The sequence below is a fragment of the Cyclobacterium jeungdonense genome (genome assembly GCF_010994275.1).
GTDB classification, from domain to species: domain Bacteria; phylum Bacteroidota; class Bacteroidia; order Cytophagales; family Cyclobacteriaceae; genus Cyclobacterium; species Cyclobacterium jeungdonense.
In genome coordinates this window covers 165,947-187,562 of sequence record NZ_WMCD01000009.1, presented here as the reverse complement: position 1 = coordinate 187,562, position 21,616 = coordinate 165,947, and the positions used below count along the sequence as shown (strand labels likewise).

General features: G+C 42.6%; 19 protein-coding genes. 8 read left to right on the top strand and 11 right to left on the bottom strand.

The window, feature by feature from the left end; genetic code table 11:
• Positions 1–35: 35 nt before the first annotated feature.
• Positions 36–1,961, top strand: coding sequence for an ABC-F family ATP-binding cassette domain-containing protein (locus GKS34_RS17570; RefSeq protein ID WP_163386280.1), 1,926 nt, complete (start codon positions 36–38; stop codon positions 1,959–1,961).
• Entirely contained in the window at positions 1,961–3,256 is a 1,296-nt protein-coding gene (locus tag GKS34_RS17565) for a type IX secretion system plug protein (RefSeq protein ID WP_163386279.1), read from the top strand. Before GKS34_RS17570 ends, GKS34_RS17565 begins: the two co-directional genes overlap by 1 nt.
• A gap of 47 nt (positions 3,257–3,303) precedes the next feature.
• Here the strand turns inward: GKS34_RS17565 and cas6 are convergent, their stop codons facing one another.
• The 5 genes from cas6 to GKS34_RS17540 form a co-directional block, all read right to left on the bottom strand.
• The gene (gene cas6 / locus GKS34_RS17560; protein WP_163386278.1) at positions 3,304–4,209 is read right to left on the bottom strand and encodes a CRISPR-associated endoribonuclease Cas6; all 906 of its coding nucleotides are present in this window, start codon (positions 4,207–4,209) and stop codon (positions 3,304–3,306) included.
• A gap of 110 nt (positions 4,210–4,319) precedes the next feature.
• Positions 4,320–5,417: a redox-regulated ATPase YchF gene (gene ychF / locus GKS34_RS17555; RefSeq protein ID WP_163386277.1), complete on the bottom strand. Its 1,098-nt coding sequence runs from the start codon at positions 5,415–5,417 to the stop codon at positions 4,320–4,322.
• Positions 5,418–5,422: 5 nt separating this feature from the next.
• Positions 5,423–6,514, bottom strand: coding sequence for an AI-2E family transporter (locus GKS34_RS17550; RefSeq protein WP_163386276.1), 1,092 nt, complete (start codon positions 6,512–6,514; stop codon positions 5,423–5,425).
• Between the two features lie 122 nt (positions 6,515–6,636).
• Complete coding sequence (locus GKS34_RS17545) at positions 6,637–6,987, bottom strand: DUF3276 family protein (RefSeq protein ID WP_163386275.1); 351 nt, start codon at positions 6,985–6,987, stop codon at positions 6,637–6,639.
• Positions 6,988–7,162: 175 nt separating this feature from the next.
• Complete coding sequence (locus tag GKS34_RS17540; protein ID WP_162343014.1) at positions 7,163–7,510, bottom strand: 4Fe-4S binding protein; 348 nt, start codon at positions 7,508–7,510, stop codon at positions 7,163–7,165.
• Positions 7,511–7,712: 202 nt separating this feature from the next.
• On the opposite strand from GKS34_RS17540, the gene GKS34_RS17535 reads away from it, so the two are divergent.
• Together GKS34_RS17535 and GKS34_RS17530 are read left to right on the top strand one after the other, a co-directional pair.
• Complete coding sequence (locus GKS34_RS17535; protein ID WP_163386274.1) at positions 7,713–8,735, top strand: acyl-CoA reductase; 1,023 nt, start codon at positions 7,713–7,715, stop codon at positions 8,733–8,735.
• Between the two features lie 155 nt (positions 8,736–8,890).
• Positions 8,891–11,155 (top strand): aconitate hydratase, encoded by a 2,265-nt coding sequence (locus tag GKS34_RS17530; RefSeq protein WP_163386273.1) that lies wholly within the window; start codon positions 8,891–8,893, stop codon positions 11,153–11,155.
• Between the two features lie 58 nt (positions 11,156–11,213).
• Here the strand turns inward: GKS34_RS17530 and GKS34_RS17525 are convergent, their stop codons facing one another.
• Both GKS34_RS17525 and GKS34_RS17520 read right to left on the bottom strand, forming a co-directional pair.
• Positions 11,214–12,146, bottom strand: coding sequence for a tetratricopeptide repeat protein (locus GKS34_RS17525; RefSeq protein WP_163386272.1), 933 nt, complete (start codon positions 12,144–12,146; stop codon positions 11,214–11,216).
• Positions 12,146–13,219 (bottom strand): AI-2E family transporter, encoded by a 1,074-nt coding sequence (locus tag GKS34_RS17520; RefSeq protein ID WP_163386271.1) that lies wholly within the window; start codon positions 13,217–13,219, stop codon positions 12,146–12,148. Before GKS34_RS17520 ends, GKS34_RS17525 begins: the two co-directional genes overlap by 1 nt.
• A gap of 79 nt (positions 13,220–13,298) precedes the next feature.
• Here GKS34_RS17520 and GKS34_RS17515 point away from each other — a divergent pair, with 79 nt between their 5' ends.
• A complete protein-coding gene (locus GKS34_RS17515) occupies positions 13,299–13,499 on the top strand; it encodes a CsbD family protein (RefSeq protein ID WP_163386270.1) in 201 nt (66 codons plus the stop codon).
• 125 nt (positions 13,500–13,624) lie between these two features.
• Here GKS34_RS17515 and GKS34_RS17510 read toward each other — a convergent pair whose 3' ends face one another.
• Positions 13,625–14,545: a mechanosensitive ion channel family protein gene (locus GKS34_RS17510; protein ID WP_163386269.1), complete on the bottom strand. Its 921-nt coding sequence runs from the start codon at positions 14,543–14,545 to the stop codon at positions 13,625–13,627.
• 187 nt (positions 14,546–14,732) lie between these two features.
• On the opposite strand from GKS34_RS17510, the gene GKS34_RS17505 reads away from it, so the two are divergent.
• The gene (locus GKS34_RS17505; protein WP_163386124.1) at positions 14,733–15,641 is read left to right on the top strand and encodes a hypothetical protein; all 909 of its coding nucleotides are present in this window, start codon (positions 14,733–14,735) and stop codon (positions 15,639–15,641) included.
• Between the two features lie 71 nt (positions 15,642–15,712).
• Positions 15,713–18,475 (top strand): CHAT domain-containing protein, encoded by a 2,763-nt coding sequence (locus GKS34_RS17500; RefSeq protein WP_163386268.1) that lies wholly within the window; start codon positions 15,713–15,715, stop codon positions 18,473–18,475.
• Between the two features lie 20 nt (positions 18,476–18,495).
• Here GKS34_RS17500 and GKS34_RS17495 read toward each other — a convergent pair whose 3' ends face one another.
• From GKS34_RS17495 to GKS34_RS17485, 3 genes are all read right to left on the bottom strand, one after another.
• Complete coding sequence (locus GKS34_RS17495) at positions 18,496–19,278, bottom strand: hypothetical protein (RefSeq protein ID WP_240459351.1); 783 nt, start codon at positions 19,276–19,278, stop codon at positions 18,496–18,498.
• Between the two features lie 113 nt (positions 19,279–19,391).
• Complete coding sequence (locus tag GKS34_RS17490) at positions 19,392–20,180, bottom strand: anti-sigma factor (RefSeq protein ID WP_163386267.1); 789 nt, start codon at positions 20,178–20,180, stop codon at positions 19,392–19,394.
• Positions 20,170–20,781 carry an RNA polymerase sigma factor gene (locus GKS34_RS17485; protein WP_163386266.1) on the bottom strand — a complete coding sequence of 204 codons (612 nt, stop codon included), beginning with the start codon at positions 20,779–20,781 and terminating at the stop codon, positions 20,170–20,172. Before GKS34_RS17485 ends, GKS34_RS17490 begins: the two co-directional genes overlap by 11 nt.
• A gap of 258 nt (positions 20,782–21,039) precedes the next feature.
• Here GKS34_RS17485 and GKS34_RS17480 point away from each other — a divergent pair, with 258 nt between their 5' ends.
• Positions 21,040–21,564, top strand: coding sequence for a DinB family protein (locus tag GKS34_RS17480; RefSeq protein ID WP_163386265.1), 525 nt, complete (start codon positions 21,040–21,042; stop codon positions 21,562–21,564).
• The last annotated feature ends 52 nt before the right edge of the window (positions 21,565–21,616 follow it).

Here is a 21,616-nt window from a genome sequence, read left to right as displayed (position 1 = left end):
TGCCAATTACCACATAGATTTCTTAATTTTGCGGCATGTTATCCATCAACAATCTATCGTACTACATCGGGGGACGTCCTCTGTATGAAAATGCTTCCTTACACATCAAGCCTAAAGACAAAATCGGTCTGGTAGGGTTAAACGGAACTGGCAAATCCACTCTGCTCAAAATCATCCATGGTGATTTGCAGCCCAGCAGTGGTGAAGTCCAAAAGGCCAAAGATTGCAGTATCGGGTTTTTGAACCAGGATTTGCTTTCTTTTCAGTCGGAAGACAGCATCCTGGATGTGGCACTGGAGGCTTTTAAGGAAACCCTTTCCTTGCAAGAGGAAATTGAAAGAGTGTTGAAGCAGATGGAAACGGACTATTCGGATCAGGTACTTCAAAAACTGGCCCATTTGCAGGAACGGTTTGAGGCCAATGAAGGCTATACCATCAAGGCAAAGGCAGAAGAAGTGTTGGAAGGTATTGGCTTTCAGACGGCAGACCTGAGCCGGCCGCTAAAAACCTTTTCCGGAGGATGGAGGATGCGGGTCATGCTGTCCAAACTCTTATTGGAAAAGCCTGCTTTGCTTATGCTGGATGAACCAACCAACCACCTGGATTTGCCCTCCATTCAGTGGGTGGAAAATTACCTGAAGGCATATGAGGGCGCTGTGATGGTGGTATCCCACGATCAGACTTTTCTAAACAATTGTACCGAAACTACGGTGGAGGTTTCCCAGGGAAACCTGACCAGTTATGCCGGTAATTACGAATTTTACAAAAAGGAAAAGGTAGCGCGGGAGGAGATCCAACAAAATGCCTTCGAAAACCAGCAGCAGATGATCAAACAAACGGAACGGTTTATTGAGCGGTTCCGTGCCAAGGCTACTAAGTCCAACCAGGTGCAGTCCCGGGTCAAAGCGCTGGACCGGCTGGATAGGGTTTCTGAGGTGGTCCGGGATGAAGTTTCTGTCAATTTTAAATTCAAGTTCTCCCAAAAATCCGGAAGGGATGTGGTGGTGTTGGATGGCGTTTCCAAATCTTTTGGAGATCTGGAAATCCTGGATAATGCCCATGCCCGTATCGAGCGGGGGGATAAAATTGCCCTGATTGGTGCCAACGGCAAAGGTAAATCCACCGTATTACGGATCATTGATGGTTCCGAACCTATAGAGGGGCGCAGAGAAGAAGGATACAACGTGATCAAATCCTTTTTTGCCCAACACCAATTGGAAGCTCTGGGTATTAATAATGAAATCCTTCAGGAAATGACCCAGGCAGGAAGCAAAAAAACCGAAACTGAACTCCGAAACGTACTGGGTTGCTTTCTGTTTACCAATGATGATGTTTTCAAAAAAATAAAGGTCCTCTCGGGAGGAGAAAAATCACGGGTGGCCCTGGCTAAGACATTGATCTCCGAAGCCAATTTTCTACTTCTGGATGAGCCTACCAATCACCTGGACATTCAATCGGTCAACATTCTGACGCAAGCCTTGCAGCAATATGAAGGCACCTTTGTCACCGTTTCCCACGACCGGCTGTTTATTCAAGGGGTGGCCAATAAAATCTGGTATATCGAGGATCATAAGATCAAGGAGTATCCTGGCACCTACGACGAGTACGTCTACTGGCGTTCCCAACAGACTCCCAAAGAAGAAAAGGTTGCCGCTGCGCCCGTTTCAAAAAAAGAAAGCCGACCTGCCAATGCTAAAACCAATACAAATCAGGAGGAAGCAGGACTGAAAAAACGTATCCGGGAGAAAGCCATTGCGCTGGAAAAACTGGAAGAAGACATTACGGTTTTGGAAAATAAAAAATCGGCCCTGGAAAATCAAATGGCCGATCCTTCCGTTTATGAAAATGAAGAACGTATGCAAGAATTGCAGGCAGACTATGCGGTCCTACTGAAACAGGAATCCAATCTGAATAAAAAGTGGGAAGCACTGGCTGAACAGATCGATAACCCTACCGAATAATGAATTTTCCTCATCCTATAACCAATTTTTTTTTCCTAATATTTCTTTGCTTCGGCCTGCTGATCTCCGGACGGCAATTGGTAGCACAAGAAGTCTACGAAGACCGTATATTTGAAGATAACATTCATACTGTTCAACTGTTTCCGGCTTCCGGAGATTTTCAGGCCCAGATGACGGCTCCGGTGATTTCTTTGAGCAGCCGCCTTCCTTTAGTGCTTCAGTTTGACGACATTGCTTACGAAGCAGACAGGTATTCTGCAAAGCTTATTCATTGCAATGCTGACTGGACCCAATCGGGCTTAAGGGATGCCGATTTTCTCGAACAATACAACGAGTTCAATGTCAATTCCTATGAATACAGTATCAATACGCGTATTCCGTATATCCATTACACCTTTCAGATTCCGAGAGTGAATCGTAGCGGAAACTACATTATCAAAGTATACCGGGGCAGGGATGAATCCGAAACGATTTTCACCAAGCGATTTATGGTCTACGAAAATCAGGTTAGTATCGGGGCGGAGGTAGTGCCTGCCAGTCGGAATGAATACCGAAGGACCCGCCAACAATTGGATGTAACGGTCAATTATGGCAACAGGGAATTGATAGATCCTATGAACCAGACAATGCTTGTCATCCGGCAAAACCAGCGCTGGGACAATGCCATTTATGGATTGAAGTTCACTCAAATTCGGGAAGATTTGAATCAGTTGCAGTACAACCATTTTGACGGATCCAATACGTTTTCGGCAGGAAATGAATTCCGCTTTGTAGACCTTCGTTACGTGCGGACCCGCGGTAGAAACATCGCTGCCATCACCATGAAAGAAGATGCTGTATTTGCGGAAGCAGGGTTGGATCAAAGTAGAAAGGGCCAGGGTTACCTGGAGTACCTGGATATCAATGGACAATTTGGAATCTTTAATGTAGAAAGGCAAAACCATGACCTGGAAAGCGAGTACGTACTGCTCACGTTCAATCTGGAGTCAGAAGAACTCCCCTCACCCCCATATGTGCTGGGCGCATTAAGTCAATGGGGAAGAAAGCCCGCATCCAAAATGGTTTACGATGCCAAAGAAGGAAGGTACCAAGCATCCTTATTCCTAAAACAAGGATGGTACGATTACCTTTACGGAATCTCCGGCGAAGAAGGTTGGGATACCGAGCCTTTTGAAGGAAATCATTTTCAAACCGAAAACGAGTACGAACTCTTTTTTTATTACCGGGATATGGGCTCCCGATACGATGAACTGATCGGCTATGGAGTCGTCAATCCGAACAAAAGAAGGTTTTGATGGAAGACATAAAAAAACCCAGAGAGTTTTCTGGGTTTTTTTATTTTTTAATCCTCTGATTCAGCAGAATCAGAACTTTCTTTGTCTCCATCCGCCCGTTCGTCATTTTTTCTGGGCTCGTGTGATTGGGGTTGAGAACGATAGGGTATAAAACCCTCCCGCTTGAATTTGTACGGTTCGGTTCGCTGGCTGGGCATATTATTCGCCAAATCCAACATGCCAAAACCCTTGTGGGTAAAGGCACCTAATCCACATTTAAACACAAAATCCTGTACCTCTTCTGCGGCGTACAAGGTAAAGGGAAGGGTGTACCCCCTTACTTCGTATTTTACATCCATGTCATACACGGAATAAATTCTCGCAAACTTTTTCTGCTGTTCGCGGAGTTTATTTACGTAATTCATATCCGGCACTACCTGAAATTTGTAGAAAGACTCCATCTGCTCCTGATTAAACCAACCCGATTTCTCCATACGAGTAAGGGTGGATTCATAAAGCAGATCTGAAAATTCATCCGTGTCTGGATTGATGAACCTTTTTCCAGATTCATCATCAAATGTGGGCATCAACAACACCAAAGGAGAGATACAAACAAATTTGTTAGAAGTTTCCAACGGTGGTTCAATCTCTTTTTCCGTGTATTCAGGGGATAAAATCAGGTTTCCCAACTCAATTTTAGGGGTTTTAAACACCTGCTCCAATAAGTAATCGATAAACGATTCATCAGGAGCGGATACGACCAGGGTGACTAAGCTGGAGTAATAGTGCAGCCCACTTCTACTCACTTTGGTCTGACCTTTCAGGCCAGAAAAGTTGAAGTAATTGTAGTTAAAAAACGCTTCTTGGCCTCCCTTGACGATCAGACCTTTGAGAAATTGAGCCAAAATGTACTGGTGGTGAAAGGGTAAGTAAGCACCTTTGTTCTTTAAAGAAAATATTAATCTTATTCTCACGACATTAAAAATGAAAAGTTAAACAATAATTCATTACATCATTACAACAGAATAAACTAATTTATAGGTAAATAAGTTGCAACAAACATAATAATAAAATTTCAATTTATTTACACATTGAACCTAAAATGCATGATATCCCCGTCACAAACTACATATTCCTTGCCTTCAACTGCAATTTTTCCGTTTTCACGGCAAACAGCCTCGGTTTTGTACTGCTTGTAATCCTCCATTTTGATCACTTCCGCTTTGATAAACCCTTTCTCAAAGTCAGTATGAATGACACCTGCAGCGGCAGGAGCCTTCCATCCTTTTTTGATAGTCCAGGCCCTTACTTCCTGAACACCGGCGGTAAAATACGTAATCAAGTTCAATAGTTTATACGCAGCAGCGATCAATCGGTTTAGCCCACTTTCCTCCAACCCGTACTCAGCTAAAAACATGTTTTTTTCATCCACATCGTCAAACTCAGCTATTTGGGCTTCTAACGCGGCACACAATATAATGACCTCGGCATTTTCTTTGCCTACCTCTTCCTTGAGTTTGGTAACGTGCTCATTACCTTGCTGAATACTATTCTCATCCACATTGGCCACATATAGGACTGGTTTGATCGTCAGCAGGTGAATATCCTGCAGGGCATCGAGGTCATCGGAATCGGCTTCCACTGCCCGGGCATTTTCGCCAGCCTTTAACGCCTCCTTGAATTTCAGCAGGCTTTCCATGGCTTTTTTAGCCTTGGCATCACCGCTTTTTGCCACTTTTTCTATCCGGATGATTTTCTTTTCCACGGATTCCAGATCTTTGAGCTGTAGTTCGGTATCGATCACTTCTTTATCAAATACCGGATCTACCGAACCGGCCACATGGACCACATTGGGATCTTCAAAGCACCTGATTACGTGAATGATGGCATCTACCTCGCGGATATTAGCCAGAAATTTATTTCCAAGTCCTTCGCCCTTGCTGGCCCCTTTCACCAAACCGGCAATATCTACAAATTCAATTACCGTAGGTATCACCTTCTGAGGATGGACTAAGCCTTCCAAAATTTGCAATCGCTTATCCGGAACGGTGACCACACCCACATTGGGCTCAATGGTGCAAAAGGGAAAGTTTGCAGCTTCCGCTTTCGCGCTGGATAAGGCATTGAATAAAGTCGATTTCCCCACGTTGGGCAGGCCAACAATCCCACATTTTAATCCCATGAACGTTAAATCTTATCAATTTTAAATATTCTGTATTCTTTATATCCCTTGTAAAACTCCTGAATAGAAACCCTGAAAATAGTATACACGGGAATAGCAAAAATCATCCCTAAAACTCCTGCGATTTTTGCACCCGCAAAGATAATAACAAAAATCTCAAGAGGATGGGCTTTTACGGATTTAGAAAAAATAAATGGCTGTAACACGACATTATCGCTCAATTGTACCACCGAAAAAACGGCTAACACCTTGAAAACGAAAAAATACACCTCACTGGCTCCATTAAACTCACCCGTGGACAGTCCTACCAATACCCCAAATATCGCACCCAGCATGGGCCCGGCATAAGGAATTAAATTGGCAACAGCGGCAAAAACGGCTATCGTCATGGCATATTCAACGTTTGCAATGGTAAGCCCGATCGAGGCAATCGAAAAAATAACAGAAATCTGAATAAGCAATCCCAACAGGTAATTGGAAAGAAGGTGCTCCACTTTATGAAAAGTGGCCACAGAAAGCTCAAAGTACTTATTGGGTATGAAATTAAGTAAATTCCTACGGAGCAGTCCGTTTTCCAATAATAGAAAAAATGTAATGAACCCTATGGCAAGTATGCTTATAAAAAAAGTACTTGTAGTGGAAATTACCCGATTTATAAAGCCCTGGATGTTCACTTCGTTTAGGCTACTGATCAGGTTCTCTTTGACCAGCTCTATCAAATACCCTGGTTCGTTATTAACCAGATTTAGTTGTATTAATATCCCTTCCAGATTATCTATTGGCCTTTGAATCTGGTCGTAAAGGTAATTAATATCCAAGTCGGTGAGTAATTCTACCTGAGTCCTAAGAAGTGGTAAAAAAAGCAGTACCAGCAAAAACGCCACCAAAATCACTGCCAGGAACGAAAGAATAATGGAAATCGCTCTGGGTATGTGCTGTCCCATTACGTACAGGTTGTTTATCTTATTCGTCAAAGGGCGCAGCGCCGCAGCAAATACCAGTGAAAACATGAAATACAAGCTGATGTCAGAAAAATACCAACCCAATAAAAAGACAAGCAGCGTGAATACGGTTGCCGTAAGGATTACTTTGAGCATGGATCAAAAATAACAAAAAAAACGAATCATGGGATAGTATTTATTGCTTTCCAACAAATTGTCCCAAAATTCGCCTGTAAAATGTTGCAATCTGCCTGAAATCAGGGTGGGTTATAAATAAATTATTCCCACTTCAGGTCTTCCCCAAACTTATCGTTTTCGTTGTTACTTTCTGTGGCTTCCGGCTCCACATCAAATTGGGAAAAATCAAAATCCGCCATTAAATCATTTTTCACATGGTCCACAGCATCCTGAAGCGCTTCGACGAATTTTGCAAAATCCTCCTTGTAAAGGAAAATTTTATGCTTTTCATAGAAAAAATTATCATCCTTGATTTTCCGCTTGCTCTCCGTGATGGTCAAATAATAGTCATTGGAGCGGGTAGATTTCACATCAAAAAAATAGGTTCTCTTTCCGGCCTTTACCCTTTTGGTGAAAATTTCATCTCTTTCGTAATCTTTGTTATTTTCCACTATCCAAACATTTTAATTTTTTGTAAAAATCGATTTAATGCCAAGTTAAATCAATTCAACTATTAAATTCAAGTTATTGCTCGTTTTTTTTTCCAAAATCCGTGATAATCTTCAAATTACCTACTGGAAAACACAATTTTATGACTACAAAAGACTGTTTTTTCTTGCAATCGGCCTATTCTCCATGGAGATATTGCTTTTTTGCCAATAACTCTTCCTCAGATTCCCGGTGATCGGGATCATCCACACAACAATCCACAGGGCAGACAGCAGCGCACTGCGGTTCTTCATGAAACCCTGTACACTCCGTGCATTTTTGAGTTACGATGTAATAAAACTCATCGGATACAGGCTCTTGCTTTTCTTCCCCACTAACCACCGTACCATCTTCCAGCGTCACTTCCTTCAATTCGGTACCGCCACCCCAGGTCCATTCAATACCTCCTTCATAAATGGCTGTATTGGGGCATTCAGGTTCACAGGCACCACAATTGATGCATTCGTCCGTTATCATTATTGCCATTGCTATTCAATTTTTGTTTGTTCGCAAAACTACTAACCAAAATACAATCTCACAAGCAAAAAGATTCCCCTTTAGCTAATTTTAATTCGCCTACATTAATTGTTGCACTAACAACTTCCTTTTCCCTTTGTCCCGCATTCTTTATCTTTGCCTGATTTCGAAAATTATTCCTACCCCAAACCTGATTCTGATCAAATTACCTATGGATATTAATCAAAGACTTTCAGCCCTTTCCGCCCTCCATGAACGCCTTAAAAACCTGCCGGAAATGGATTTAGAGGCCTTATTTGATCAGATGCAAAACCAAAACAGCTGGTTTACTCCCATACAGTCCCGCCATGCCCTGAAGGGGATCACCGAATACCTCTCTCCTGATAAACTTCAACAGTGGGCAAGCCAGTATGCTTTCAGAGAAAGCGAATCCTTTCTTACTAAAAATATCGGTCTTATTATGGCGGGCAATATTCCTGGGGTAGGTTTCCACGATCTCTTATGCGTTCTGGTGGCAGGTCACAGGGCCTGCGTGAAACTGAGCTCCACCGACCAGGTAATCCTCCCATGGCTGGCCGATCAACTCAATGAAATTGACCCTACCCTGGCTAAAGCCGTTACATTCGAAGAACGGCTGGTAGGAATGGATGCCTACATTGCGACCGGCAGTGATAATTCGGCCCGTTATTTTGACTATTATTTTGGCAAATACCCGCATATCATTCGAAAAAACAGGACTTCGGTGGCCATCCTCGACGGACAGGAGAATCAAAAGGACTGGGACCAGCTTTCCGAAGATATTTTTCGTTATTTTGGATTGGGCTGTAGAAATGTTTCGAAGGTATTTTTTACGGATAAGGACCAGATTCAAGCTTTTATGAAAGGCATGGACCCGGCAAGCCAGGTCATCAACCACCACAAATACCTGAACAATTATGAGTATAATAAATCCAAGTACCTGGTGAATCGAAGCCCTCATCTGGACAATGGCCACCTGCTTCTGGTGGAAAGCGAGGAGTTAGTATCCCCAATTTCGGTAATCTATTACGAATTGTATGCTGACACATCGCAATTGCATGCAACACTTGCTGCGCAGGAGGACAAAATTCAATGCATCGTATCCAGAAATGGCTGGTGGAAGGGCAGCATCCCTCTGGGAACGGCTCAATCACCCGAACTGGACGATTATGCTGATAAAGTGGATACCCTGCAATTTCTAATGGACCTAAAGTAATTCCATTTTAAAAAGAAATGCCAGCAATTTCCTGTTTTAAATCTTTTATAAATAAGCATATTGAAGGGGTATTTTGGCCGATTAACAGGTGATTTTAGTATCTTTGGCCTTTAATTTAACATTCAATATATAAACTTAGTATAACTTTATCATCCATGGTTTTTGATTTAGACATGATCAAGTCGGTATACGCCGCATTTCCAAAACGTATCGCCGCAGCCCGAAAAGCAGTAGGCAAACCGCTCACCCTTACCGAAAAAATCCTTTACGCTCACCTCTCTAAGGGTGAAGCTTCCAAAGCTTACGATCGGGGCGGATCCTACGTAGATTTCAAACCTGACCGGGTGGCCATGCAAGATGCCACTGCTCAAATGGCACTACTGCAATTCATGCAGGCTGGCAGGTCTCAAGTGGCGGTTCCTTCTACGGTGCACTGTGATCACCTTATTCAGGCGGAAATTGGCGCGAATAAGGATCTGGCCAGGGCCAAAGACAAAAACCGGGAAGTATACGATTTTTTATCTTCTGTGTCCAATAAATACGGACTGGGCTTTTGGAAACCCGGTGCAGGCATCATTCACCAGGTAGTGTTGGAAAACTATGCCTTTCCTGGTGGAATGATGATCGGTACGGATTCGCATACACCCAATGCAGGTGGTTTAGGAATGGTCGCCATTGGAGTGGGAGGAGCAGATGCCTGTGACGTGATGGCCGGACTTCCCTGGGAATTGAAATTCCCCAAACTTATCGGCGTTAAACTAACCGGAAAGCTTTCGGGATGGACCGCCGCAAAAGATGTAATTCTCAAAGTAGCCGGTATTCTGACGGTCAAAGGCGGAACAGGATGTATTGTGGAATATTTTGGCGAGGGAGCGCGGTCTCTGTCGGCAACCGGCAAAGGCACCATTTGCAACATGGGTGCCGAAATCGGAGCTACCACTTCCATCTTTGGCTACGACGAAAAATCCGAAGCCTACCTGAGAGGAACCGACCGCTCAGAAATTGCTGACCTGGCCAACGGAATCAAAGAACATCTGACGGGTGATGGCGAAGTATATGCTTCACCAGAGGATTATTTTGACGAAATCATCGAAATCAACCTGTCCGAATTGGAACCCCATATCAACGGACCGTTTACACCAGATTTAGCCTGGCCCATTTCCAAATTTGCGGCTGCAGTTAAAGAAAATAACTGGCCCCAGAAGTTGGAAGTCGGACTGATCGGTTCCTGCACCAACTCTTCATACGAAGACATCTCCCGTGCAGCTTCTCTTGCCGCTCAGGCTGTGGATAAAAAGTTAAATGCCAAATCTGAATTCACCATTACTCCAGGATCTGAACAGGTGCGGTTTACCGTGGAAAGAGACGGTTTTTTGGGTATTTTTGAAAACATGGGCGGAGTGGTGCTGGCCAATGCCTGCGGACCCTGCATCGGACAATGGGCAAGACATGGTGCCGAAAAACAGGAAAAAAACTCTATTATCACATCCTTTAACCGGAATTTCGCGAAAAGAGCGGATGGTAATCCAAATACCCACTCATTTGTAGCCTCGCCTGAGATAGTAACAGCCATGGCCATAGCAGGAGATCTGACTTTTAACCCTCTGACCGATACCCTAACCAACGAAGAAGGAAAACAAGTGAAGTTGGAAGAACCAGCAGGGATGGAATTGCCCACAAAAGGTTTTGCAGTGGAAGATGCCGGATACCAGGCTCCAGCAGAAGATGGTTCTTCCGTAGAGGTGAAAGTGGCACCGGACTCTGAGCGCCTGCAGCTACTCGAACCCTTTTTGCCCTGGGAAGGTACGGACTTGAAAGGACTGAAATTGCTTATCAAGGCAAAAGGGAAATGTACTACCGATCATATTTCCATGGCGGGCCCCTGGCTTCGATATAGAGGACATCTGGACAATATTTCCAATAACCTACTGATTGGCGCAGTCAACTATTACACCGAAGAAACCAACAAAGTAAAAAACCAATTGGATGGTAGTTACGGAGAGGTGCCCGCAGTGCAACGCCAATACAAACTTCATAACATCGGTTCGGTGGTAGTCGGGGACGAAAACTATGGGGAAGGATCCTCAAGAGAGCACGCGGCCATGGAACCGCGATTCTTAGGAGTGAGGGCCATTCTGGTAAAATCTTTTGCCCGAATCCACGAAACCAACCTGAAGAAACAAGGCATGCTCGCGCTGACTTTTGATAATCCAGCTGATTACGATTTAGTGCAGGAAGACGATTCCATCGACATTGTTGGCTTGGATCATTTTTCTCCCGGTCAATCCCTGACGGTAGTACTAAACCACAGGGACGGCAGCAAGGATGAAATCAAGGTAAATCACACCTATAATGAGGGCCAAATCAAATGGTTTCAGGCGGGTTCGGCACTAAACCTGGTAAAGGAAAATGCCATATAGTAAATAAATCAACAAAGTAATCACTAGAAAAAGCCACGAACTCGTTTTCGTGGCTTTTTTAGTTACCATTCAGGTATTCTTCCACCAAGTCGATATCAGGATCTTTTTCATATACTTCTTTGAGAAAACGTTCTCCCAACTCTTTTTCTCCTTTTTTATAATAGTAGATCCCCTTATTCCGAAGCGCATGCAGGTTCTGGCTATTTTGTTTCAAACTAAAGTTGATATCCTTCAGGCCTTCTTCCAGATTTCCCAGATACAGGTGATACAATCCTCTATTATTGTAATAAAAAGACTGATCTTTCTCTATTTCGATGGCCTCTTCCACTGCAGCCAGGGCTTTCTCGTATTCCTCATTTTCGAAATGAAGCAAGGATTGGAGGTTATAAATCATACTGTGTTCCGGGTCTAGTTGCTGGGCCCGGGATAAATCCTGAGTAGCCGCTTCCCAGGCTCTCATTTGATAATTAACAGTGGCCAGATTGATATAGAGTTCTACATTTTCAGGATCCAGTGCCCGTGCACGTTCAAAAGCTTCCCGGGCATCCGTATAATTTTTCAGGGCGGAAAGGGTAAGTCCTCGTACAAAATGAGCCTGACTGTCCTGATCATCGCTCGAAATCAAAATTTTGGTATCCTCCAATGCTTTGTAATTTTCGCCAAAATCCAGGTAAGCCATGGCACGTTGTAACCGAGCTTCCCGATAATCACCCTTTAGTGACAGGGCCTGTGTATAGTCTGCAATGGCTTCTTCATAGCGGAATTGTCGGTATTTAGCTAATCCGCGATTATAATAGCCTTCTTTAAATTCGGGATCAATATCAATGGCCTCAGAATAATAAGAAATAGCTCCTTTGGTATTTCCTTCTGCCAATTCATTGTTGCCTTTTAATAAAAACCTTCCTTTCTTACTTTCCGCAGAATCGCAAGCGACGATAAAGACGATAAAACAGGTTACTAAAACCAGGAAATAGGGCCAGTTTATACTCATTACTTTCTTTTTAATACAGGTTTGATTTCTTCCTCTCCAAACAAATAGGCGTAAGGTTTGGTGCTATCTTTCAATTCAAAAATCCGTTTTAATATGGCCAAGGTCGGAATAATTAATATCATGCCAATCACCCCCCATATTGCACCTCCGATTAATAAGCCTAAAAACGTCATCAGTGCATTCAGGTTTACATTTCCCCCTACAATTTTTGGAGTCAAAAAATTACTTTCTATCATCTGGATGACCGTAAAGGAAATGACCACCATTAGGGGGTAAATCAAGCCGTCCATGGTCAAAAAAGAGAATATAAAGGGAAGAATTGCACCCAAAAACGGGCCTAAATAAGGGATGACGTTTAACAAAGCTGCAAATAACCCAAAAAACAGCGCGTGTTTCACACCTATTCCATACAGTGCTGCAGTATTGAGTACAGCCAGGATACCCATGACCTTTACCAATCCGATGATGTAATACTGGACCACTTTTCGTAGGCCTCTTATATTTGATCTTACGTCCTCCACCTCTTCTGGTTTAAAAAATTTAGTGATAAAAATTGCTAAATGATCCCGATAAAGAAGCAAGAAAAAAATGAATACTGGGAGTAACACTACACCGGAAAGTGAGCCGATGGTGGATAAAAGGAAATTAGAAACGGTTTCGCTGTTAGATTCCACTAAATCCAATATTTGGGATTTGTCAAGGCCATTTTTGATACCTAGATTTGCTCCAAATACCTCCGTTGCCATTTGATCCAAGTCGGCCAAATAGCTGTTCAGCCTGCCGGAAACATCTTCAAAGTCTTTGGAAAAACTCCTCACTTGTAAAATCACCAACACAATCAGGCCGATAATCACGGAAAGCGAAGTCAATAGCGCTACCAATGCAGCCAAAGGCCGAGGGAAACGTTTGGTTTCCATCCAATTACAAGCGGGTATCAACAACATAGAGATATATCCGCCAAGCATGAGTGGAATTAATAAACTTCTTCCCACAATTAAAATAAAAACAATAACAATTAGCAGCAGCAGGATAGTTAGGGCTTTTAAATGACCAGGAAGTTTAATTGTTGTCATGTATTTATAGTTTTGGAACAGTTATTGTACTAATTAAATACAAATTAGTATATAATTTTTCACTTAAACCAATTCTATTATGTCAACTAATCTTAAGCTTAAAGGAAACTGGAACGAATTAAAAGGTAAACTAAAGGCGAAATATGGAGAACTTACTGACGACGATTTGGCCTATGCTGAGGGGCAAGAGGATCAATTACTCGGAAAACTCCAGAAAAAAACGGGGGCTGCCAAGGACGAGTTAGAAGATATGCTTTTCACAAAGGATAAAACCAAGTAGGCATCCTTCATTTTAGCTATATAAGGGTTGACCTGGAATAAGGTCAACCCTTTTTTTATGCTACACCTAATCTTCTTTCTGTTCCAGGAGAAAAAGATGCATACTCATGACAGACGAAAAGCTAGCTACTGCTCCGAATTTTTTCGAACTACCAGTTCCGTTTTAGCCATTTGCTCCTGAAACGTCTCTCCACCCTTGATCCCAAAATCCAACGTACGGATGGGGAAAGGAATGGTAATCCCATTTTCATCAAATGCTTTTTTAATATTTTTCACTGCCTGGTTTTTGGCAATGATGTAGGCTCTGTTTTCACGGGTGTATTCCAACCATATGTTTACGGAAAAATCAATGGAACTGTCACCAAACCCTTTCCAAAAAAGTGATACATCTTCTTCTTCAATTTTTCCAGGCACGTCTTTTACGGCTTCCAAAGCTACTCTTTCTACTAGTTCTAAATCTTCTCCATAGCTAACGCCACAATCAATCCGTATTCTTCTCCTTCCTTCTTCTGTATAATTGGTGAAATTTTCCTGAAAAAGAAAGCGGTTGGGTACGTAAACCATTGGTCCGTCAAAGGTTTTTACCTTGGTGACCCGTAAATCAATGTCTACCACATTACCCATGATTCCATCGTGGGTTTCAATCACATCTCCTATGGCATAAGGTTGCTGAAAAGTAATGTAAATGCCCGACATAAAATTGGCAGCCGTGTCCTGAAATGCGAATCCTAAAGCGAGACCAATGATCCCCAACCCTGCCAGGATTGACGTCACGGTGCCCGTCAGATTCAATATAGCCAATGTCAGCATAAGCCCGGCCAGGAAAATACCTACAAAAATGAGCCGACTCAAAAAACCACTTTTGGTCTCATCCAAATGTACCTTCACCAGCTGTCTTTTGGAAAAATTCTCCGCAAAACGGGCAACAATAAAAAAAATAATAAAAACAAATAACGCCAGAATAAGATTAGGTAAATAAGCGACCAAGGCTATTAACCATTGTTCCAACTTTTCCAGAAGCGTTTGCAATAATTTGGATGTATCCATAGCGTCGGTTTCGCAGGTTAAGTTATGTTCAGAACGAAAGGTACAAAAAATACGTAAATTTAAGTAAATTGCCCTTTTCCCTTTCGGATTTAAAAATCACTATTACGGTTATTGGATCATTATGACCATTTTTGGGAATAATGTGTTACATCTTCCATTATTGATGCAACTTAAAAGAAAACGATCGATGGTATTTCCTACAAAACCTGTTATTGGTATCCTATTCTTTTCTTTATCTGTGCTTTCGTGTAATCTTGAACAGGGTGAAGAAAACCTTCAGGAGGCTGAATTCACTCAAAACTGTAGTGAATTTTCCTATCCGGACACGTTGTTTTTTATTAGCGAAACGCCAGAAAAATTGATTGAACCGGTTGGAGTTTCGGGTTCAGGTGTTTTTTCAGCCCATCCAGAAGGATTGGCCATTGACCCTGAAACCGGCGTTATAAACGTAAACGCCAGTGAAACCGGTTTGAAGTATGAAGTCAGCTTTACCCAAGAAGAAACTCAATGCCAGTTTTTCCTCACGATTGCGGGCATCAATTACCTGGATGGAATTTTTGTAGTCGACCGGGGAGAGGGATTTATTCAACCTGTTTTTAATGGGGAGCAGTCGGCTTTACCTCCTTGTGATGAGGACGATGATAACGATGACGACGATCTGGATGAAGATGATGAGGACGATGATGATGACGACGATGAAGAATGTGAATTTGATGAAGAAAGCCCGGGGGGAGAACGACTTGCCGACCAGGGTTTGATCATAGAAAATGCTACCGGTACGATCGATCTCCAGCAGACACTACAAAATAATTTTTTTGGTGCCCAGCCGGAAAATGGCGTGCAAAAAGACGTAACACTATATTACCGGCTTAACGATGGGAGTATGCGTGCCCTAAATTCGATCGGGTTGAAATTCTTTTACTACGAGTCCATGGAAGACGTTCCCCAAACCTTGATTGACGAAATACAGGCAAAGCAAGATCAAATTTTATCTACCAAACCTTCCTCCGGCAATTTAAGGCTGAATTTTGATCGGCCGCGTTCCAGGAGGCCCCGACCGCCCTATTTGGTAGTAGTTTCCCGATTTTCAAGATGAGCCGTTTAGCTTGTATAATCAGGTATGGAGCCCATCAATTGGGATTAAATTTACTGCTTCTTCTGTTTCTCATGCCATTTTTGGCTAATGGACAAGGAGAGCTTTGGCTAAAGAAGTACCAAACCGCGCGAAATTACTTTAATGCGGAAAACCCAACTGCAGTATCTGATAGTATTGCGAAAGCACTTTTTACAGAAATCGTCGAAAGCGAACCAAATCCTCTTATCCCTGATACAATTTTTGCTGATGCTTATGAAAAATTGGGAATTTTATACCTGATACAAAACCAGCCTGGGCAAAGCATCCTACTACTTCAAAGCGGAGTTCGTTTTACAAAAGAAAAAGCCTTACCGGATACCCTATTATTTGCATCCTACTTGTACCTGGGAGAAAGTTTTTTTTTACAAAATCAGGTTGACAGCAGCCTTCATTTTCTGGATCTCGCAGAGAAATCTTTAATGGGGAAGCAGGACCAAACCGATACCGGTAGGTTGTATAATTCATTGGGAGTTATCTATTACGAATCAGGGAATTTTTCCCAGGCGGTCAATTATTTTTCAAAAGCAAAGTCCATCCTGCTTAACAAGTCGGCACCGGAACAACCTGCAGAAAACCAATATGCATTAATGAGCCTGCTAAGTAACGAAGCCGCTGCCTGGACCAACCTAAAAGAATTTGATAAAGCCAGTGCCTTGTTTGCCGAAGCACTAAATCTTGATGTTGAGACACCTGAAATAGAAAAAAAACTGACCTCACTTTACGTAAAAAAAGAAGAACCGGATACGGCACTTATTTACCTACAAAGGGCATGGAATGATTCCGATACCGATAATAGATTGTATCAGAATCTCCTGGCTGAAATCTTTTTACTTAAAGGACAGCCGGACCGGGTGACCGGCCTGTTCGACTCCTTGCAAGAAGCCACATCAGCCGCTCCAACAGGAGAAGAACCAACCACCTATAATTTCCGCGGCGGTAAATCTTACCAATTACTGGGAAAGGCATGGCTCGAAAAAGGGGAGTATAAAAAGGCCCTGGACTCTTTTCATAAAAGTCTCTTGTACTTTGACGAAAGCTTTACCCAAGCGGATACCTTCCAAAATCCAACCCCAGGAAATGTAAACTGGGGAATGACGGACCTTTTTGAAACACTAGTACTCAAAGCAAAAAGCGCCCGGTTACTTGCGAAAGAAACAAACGATGTACGTTTTTACGATTTGACTTTTGAGACCTTTCAGGTAGCTTTTGATCTGGTTTTTTACATGAATAATTTGTATGATAATCAAGAAGCCCGACTTTTTCTGGGAGAGGCTATACGTGCCGGCTATGAATCGGCCGTTTTGGCTGCACTGGAACGATACGAGCAGACAAACCAACCAGCCCATTTGATACAAGGATTTCTCTGGGCGGAAGAAAGCAAAGCCAGCGCGTTGGAACTCGCTAAAAATGAAGCCCGGATAAAAGAAAAGGCAGGAATTCCAGAAGAACTTTTGCAGGAAGAAAAGGCATTAAAATTTCAGCTAACCCGGGCCAACCGGAGGCTGATGGAAAATTACGCTCCCGAAAAAGCGGAAGAACTGGAAACAGCCGTCCGTGATAATAAATTAGCTCTTAGCAGATTGTACGCCTCATATAATGGATTTGACACTTATTTCATCAAGAAATTGGAGGCGGAAAGAATTGAATTTTCCAGCCTTCAGACGCTGGTAAATTCCGGTAACCTCGCCATCCTCAGTTATTTTATGGCAGAAGAGGACGTTTTTTGCTTTACACTCAGCCCGGGTGGTCTGAAATTAGCTCCGCCACAGAAAGAAAATGTCGTCCGAGAGACCATTCAGGCATTACAGGCAAACTTGCTTGAGTCCGGAGGGAAAAATAGAAATAAACTTGAAAAACAAGCCTCGGCAGCCTATGACCAATTAATTGCAGCTGCCTATCCTCATTTAAAAAAGTATCGTAGCTGGGTCGTATTACCGGATCAACTTTTAGTGCACCTCCCCTTTGAAATGTTGATCGATGCAGACGGAAAATTTCTAGTAGAAAATCATGCCTTGACCTATCAGTATTCCGGAAAATTGCTGCAATTGGATTCGAACCCCGTTAGAAGCACCGGTCAGGCCATGGGATTTGCTCCATTCACCGCCGACTCTAATTCTGAAGATACCGGTTCTTTTAACCTGCTTCCCTATTCAGAATTAGAAATGGAGGCCTTGGGTGGAAAGGTTTTTACAGGAAATTCAGCTACCAAAACTGCATTTTTAAATCATTCTGAAGATGCATCTCTAATTCACCTGGCTACACATGCAGTAACCGCCCAGGACGCGACCGCCAATGCCTATATTGTATTCTCCCCCTCCGAGCCGGATCATTTGCTGCGTGATGAGGAATTGTACCAGTTAGCATTAACGAACACTTCATTGGTTTTTTTAAGCGCTTGTGAAACGCACACCGGAAAAGTGATGAAAAGTGAGGGGCTAATCAGTCTCTCACGAGGTTTTTCCTACGCGGGATGCTCCAATGTCGTCAGCAGCATTTGGAAAGCAAATGATAAGGCAACATCCTATCTTAGTCGGGATTTTTACCGCTGGATAGCTAAAGGATATGGTTACGATGTAGCGTTGCAACGAGCCAAAATAGGACTGATGGAAGATCCCGAAATGGCCCAATACCGCCACCCCTATTTTTGGGCCAATTTGGTTTTTATAGGTAACCCCACAAGCAAGTCGACTTTTTTTTCCAGCCGTTCTTTATTTTGGTTTTTATTTATTGCTTTGACGTCCATAGCTGGCTGGTTTTTTTGGACAAAAAAGGGAAAACCTAAGCTTTCCCTTTAAAGATTAAAATTAAGCAACTTTCAATCAATCTCTATTTCTATCTCTGCGTCCGCCTCGATCCTGTCACTTATTTTTTGATAAAGTGATTGATTATTATCACGATTAATTAACATCATCCCACTATCATCCAGATCAGCATTTTCCAGTTCAGAGTCACTGATGCCGGAAAACCAACGTGAGGGAACCAATTCGAAAAGGATTAGTGGGTTATTTATTCTGTCTACAACAAACCGGGAATCCTCTGCTTCGATTTCTACTTCGAAATCAATCTCATCCCCAAAATACTCATATCTCAACGGGATTTCTTCCCCATCACCGTTGGAGTAGGTGCCGTTTAACTGAATAGAAGGTTCGTTTCCAAAATCAATCAAATCAATTTCCATTTCAATTTCATCATAGGATCCTTCAGGTATCTGAATAAAGAAATCGGTATCGCTATCAAACTGGTCGAATGTAACCTTTTTAACCTCATCAAATTCAACCTCGTATTCCCACTCACTTCCTTCTTCATCGCTATCGTCATCATCGTAACTACCAGCAGCATTCAACCCCTCCCGATCAAAATCACCTTCCAGTTCCATTTCCAATTCTTTAATCTGAATAAACCCGTCCACAAAACTCAACCCCTGAGCAGAAGTTCGGGCGGTGACAGAAGTTCCGGCATCGTTTTGAAGTTTAAATAGCATGCCGATTGTCCCATCTCCGGTGCCCGGCACCATGTCCTCATCTGAAGTACAACTTAAAAAGCCTACACCTAACATAAATAGGGTTGCGGTAGCAGTTAATTTTTGTTTAATCATCATATATATTCGTTGTTTAGTTTCTCTTTTGTCGAAGTCCGGAAGCCAATTGTAACCAATCAGCGAAAAAAAAATGAAAGGTAGTTCGCGGGGATTGTAATAAATGGTTTTCTATTTTAAAGCATTTGCTGAAGACGAATAGAGATCTCCTCCGACCAGGAGAAATTAGAATGGTACTTGTGTTGCTCGTCGGACCTCATTTTTGTAACGAGATGGAGGGCTTGCTCGTATGCTCCCTGCTTTAAATAAGCCATTGCCATAAAGAAATCAACCTCGTCCTGATAATCATCGGATTGGTTCTGGATATTATCCGAGTCTATCTTCTGCAAATAACGCATCGCCTCCGCTGGATTATTCAATTCCAGCGCAGCAGTACCCAGGAGTAAAAGTTCAAAAGAATTAAATTCCTCCAGATTCGTTTCTTCGCTTACCTGAAACATCTGATAAAATTCCCCATTGATATACAACGACTCCAACTGGTTTTCCTGCAGGCCGGCACCTCTATCCAGGGCAATTTCATAGGAAATAAAGTTGGTTTCATATAACTGCTCTCCATCTGCCTGGAATAACCACAGTACATAGCCAAGGGAACACAGAAATAGCAGCGAGGCCGCAATTTTTATCCAAAACTGCATGGAACGCACCTTGCCTTCCAGTTTCGGTGTAGAAACAGAAGTGAACGACTTGTTCTCAATTCGATGCTGCAAAAAGTCGTGCTGAATCTCTTTTACGGATGATTTGTAAGCCTTGAATTTAATGGCTCTGATCGTAAACTGCATCAGGTCCAACCTCTCCTGAATCGCATCACTTTTCTCCATCTCTTGCTCGACTAACTGCTTTTCAGTGGGGTCCAAACTCCCATCCAGGTAATTTACCAGAATGCGATCATCGTATTTATTTTCCATATCCCAATGCGTTTCTAACCAGGTCTTTCAGGTTTTTATTCCCTTCAATCTGGTCCATCAACTCCTTCATACATTTGAATTTTGTATTTCGGACTATCTGATCGTTGGTATATCCTTCCTGTGCTGCAATTTCCTTCATTGACAAATTCTCGTAATAAAACAGGTGTAACAACTGCCTGCATTTCTTTCCTAATTTATCAAAAAGACTCATAATCAATTGGTATCCTTCCACCTCTTCCAGGGTTTTACTTATATCCTGTACTTCCTGATCTTGATCCTTGGTAAAAATTTGATTCCTATTTACACTGCTTTTTCGCTTTCTAAGCATCGTTAACCAAATATTGCGATTAATGCCATACAATACCGTATTGATACTTGACTCTCCCCGAAACCTATTGGTTTCAACTAAATTCAGAAACACCAGTATGGTTTCCTGTATGGCGTCGGCAGCATCCGCTTCACTACCGTTGTTTTGTAGAATGTAATTTTCCAATACACCATAATATCCTTCGTAAAGTTGGCGTATCGCTTCGTTAATCTGACTGGATCCGGAAATCGCTTCCAGGATTTCCTTATCAGTCCAAACCGTACTTTTTCCCATGCATGACCATCTGTTAGTAGAACCAAAGGTAACCAATGTAACCTGTTTTAAAGAAAAAAATCACCTACAGGTCCGGGTACAAATGAGATTCTTTGAAAACCCCTAAACCACCACCAGATACCGAAAATGGAACCTGCCGTATACCTACTAAAATCTTACTCCGGAGATAACCCGTTTAGCGCCAATCATGTTTTCATAAGTTAGTGGATTTTATTTTAATTATTCCGAACTTTAGGGAAACCATCTAATATAAAACCAATGAAAAAAAACGCTATCATTCCTAGCCTAACCTTCCTTTTGTTAATGTCTGGGTTATTCAGTGCCCAAGCTCAAACCAATATGGAGGAATTTATGGCAAAATGGGAAAACAGCCGGGCCTTCACCCTGGAAACCATTGATGCCATGCCAGATGATCTCCTGGACTATCAGCCGCATGAGTCCGCCATGTCATTCAAGGAGCAGGTGACCCATATCGGAGGAGCAATTGCCTCCCTTAGTAAAGGCTTTCTTTTGGGTGAAGAAATGGGATTTGATCCCGAAGCCAAACCTCAAACCAAAGAAGAAATGAAAGGCTTTATCAACCAGTGCTATGATTATGGTAAAGAAACAATTTCTGCTCTAGGCGAAGAGGAAATGAATGAAAAGATTGATTCCTTTGCTGGTAAAATCACCCGCCGTCAGATGGTGGGCCTGGTGGATGACCACACCACCCACCACCGGGGAGCTGCCATCTCCTATATCCGGGCTAACGGAATTGAACCACCAGCCTTTAGAGGTTTATAAGCTGAATTTTATGAAGCCCGAAAGAAGAAATTTCTTTCGGGTATTTTTCGCA

Coding starts and splice junctions, on each gene's coding strand:
- GKS34_RS17570 (WP_163386280.1), top strand. CDS start 36: ATGTTATCCATCAACAATCTATCGTACTACATCGGGGGACGTCCTCTG.
- GKS34_RS17565 (WP_163386279.1), top strand. CDS start 1,961: ATGAATTTTCCTCATCCTATAACCAATTTTTTTTTCCTAATATTTCTT.
- ychF (WP_163386277.1), bottom strand. CDS start 5,417: ATGGGATTAAAATGTGGGATTGTTGGCCTGCCCAACGTGGGGAAATCG.
- GKS34_RS17550 (WP_163386276.1), bottom strand. CDS start 6,514: ATGCTCAAAGTAATCCTTACGGCAACCGTATTCACGCTGCTTGTCTTT.
- GKS34_RS17540 (WP_162343014.1), bottom strand. CDS start 7,510: ATGGCAATAATGATAACGGACGAATGCATCAATTGTGGTGCCTGTGAA.
- GKS34_RS17535 (WP_163386274.1), top strand. CDS start 7,713: ATGGATATTAATCAAAGACTTTCAGCCCTTTCCGCCCTCCATGAACGC.
- GKS34_RS17530 (WP_163386273.1), top strand. CDS start 8,891: ATGGTTTTTGATTTAGACATGATCAAGTCGGTATACGCCGCATTTCCA.
- GKS34_RS17525 (WP_163386272.1), bottom strand. CDS start 12,146: ATGAGTATAAACTGGCCCTATTTCCTGGTTTTAGTAACCTGTTTTATC.
- GKS34_RS17520 (WP_163386271.1), bottom strand. CDS start 13,219: ATGACAACAATTAAACTTCCTGGTCATTTAAAAGCCCTAACTATCCTG.
- GKS34_RS17515 (WP_163386270.1), top strand. CDS start 13,299: ATGTCAACTAATCTTAAGCTTAAAGGAAACTGGAACGAATTAAAAGGT.
- GKS34_RS17510 (WP_163386269.1), bottom strand. CDS start 14,545: ATGGATACATCCAAATTATTGCAAACGCTTCTGGAAAAGTTGGAACAA.
- GKS34_RS17505 (WP_163386124.1), top strand. CDS start 14,733: ATGGTATTTCCTACAAAACCTGTTATTGGTATCCTATTCTTTTCTTTA.
- GKS34_RS17500 (WP_163386268.1), top strand. CDS start 15,713: ATGCCATTTTTGGCTAATGGACAAGGAGAGCTTTGGCTAAAGAAGTAC.
- GKS34_RS17495 (WP_240459351.1), bottom strand. CDS start 19,278: ATGATGATTAAACAAAAATTAACTGCTACCGCAACCCTATTTATGTTA.
- GKS34_RS17490 (WP_163386267.1), bottom strand. CDS start 20,180: ATGGAAAATAAATACGATGATCGCATTCTGGTAAATTACCTGGATGGG.
- GKS34_RS17485 (WP_163386266.1), bottom strand. CDS start 20,781: ATGGGAAAAAGTACGGTTTGGACTGATAAGGAAATCCTGGAAGCGATT.
- GKS34_RS17480 (WP_163386265.1), top strand. CDS start 21,040: ATGAAAAAAAACGCTATCATTCCTAGCCTAACCTTCCTTTTGTTAATG.